Annotated in this window: 1 protein-coding gene; it reads right to left on the minus strand. The window is 73.9% G+C overall.

Annotation, left to right across the window (positions count from 1 at the left end; translation table 11 throughout):
- Window positions 1-674, minus strand: a 674-nt coding sequence (locus C1I99_RS31705; protein WP_111137791.1) for a DUF998 domain-containing protein, incomplete at its 3' end; no start/stop codon positions are given.
- Between the last annotated feature and the right edge of the window lie 178 nt (window positions 675-852).

An 852-nucleotide genomic window follows, 5' to 3' on the forward strand; every position in this document is an offset into this window, starting at 1 on the left:
GGACGGGTGGGGGGCGGGGTGAGGCGCGGCGGGACGCTGGTCGGCCTGCCGGCGCAGCGCGCCCGACTGGTGAGCGTGAGGGTGGCTAGGAGGGTGACCTCGGTGAGGATGAGCAGGCGCTCGACCAGGCCGAGCAGCACCCGGTCACCCGGGTAGGCGGACCAGACCATCGCCGCGGCGATGGCCAGGCTGGTCACGGCGAGCCCGCGTACCCACCGGCGGGCGACGCCATCCGGCAGCCGCCGGGCGACCAGCCAGCCGGCGAACGGCAGCGCCAGGAAGGCGATCACCGAGGCGTACCGGTGGACGTAGGCGGCGGTGTCCATGGGCAGGCCCGGCTCGTTCGTCGGCACGACCGCGGCCAGCAGCAGCCCGCCGACCCACGCGGCCAGGAGCAGCTGCGCCAACCGTCCCGGCCCGCCGGAGGCCGTGCCGGCGCCGCCGCGACCGCGGCTGGTGGCCCCGAGGGCGGGGATGAGCACCGCGCTGGCCGCGGCGAGCAGCACCATGGCCACGTCGATCACGCCGCCCCGGTCGGAGACGGCGTAGTCGCTGACGGTCAGCGACCAGGGGTCCAGATCCTCGTTCACCTCAAGGTGGCCGATCACGGCGAGCAGCGCCGCCAGGGCGATTCCGCCGAGTGCTGCCAGCCCACTGTTCCGGGTTCCACGCATAGCCCAGCCTGTCGCCGGAGGCACCCGAAACGGATCCGGGCCACCCACCGAGATCGGTCCCCGGGAGCACCCCTAGAGGATCGGCGGGCTTTGGGTGCGTCTGTTGTCGTCAGGGCAACAACAGATGCACCCACATCAGTGCGGCGGGCCGCACTGGTCAGTCGGTGGGGGTGGGGGT

It is taken from the genome of Micromonospora deserti, assembly GCF_003236335.1.
Classification (GTDB): Bacteria; Actinomycetota; Actinomycetes; order Mycobacteriales; family Micromonosporaceae; genus Micromonospora; species Micromonospora deserti.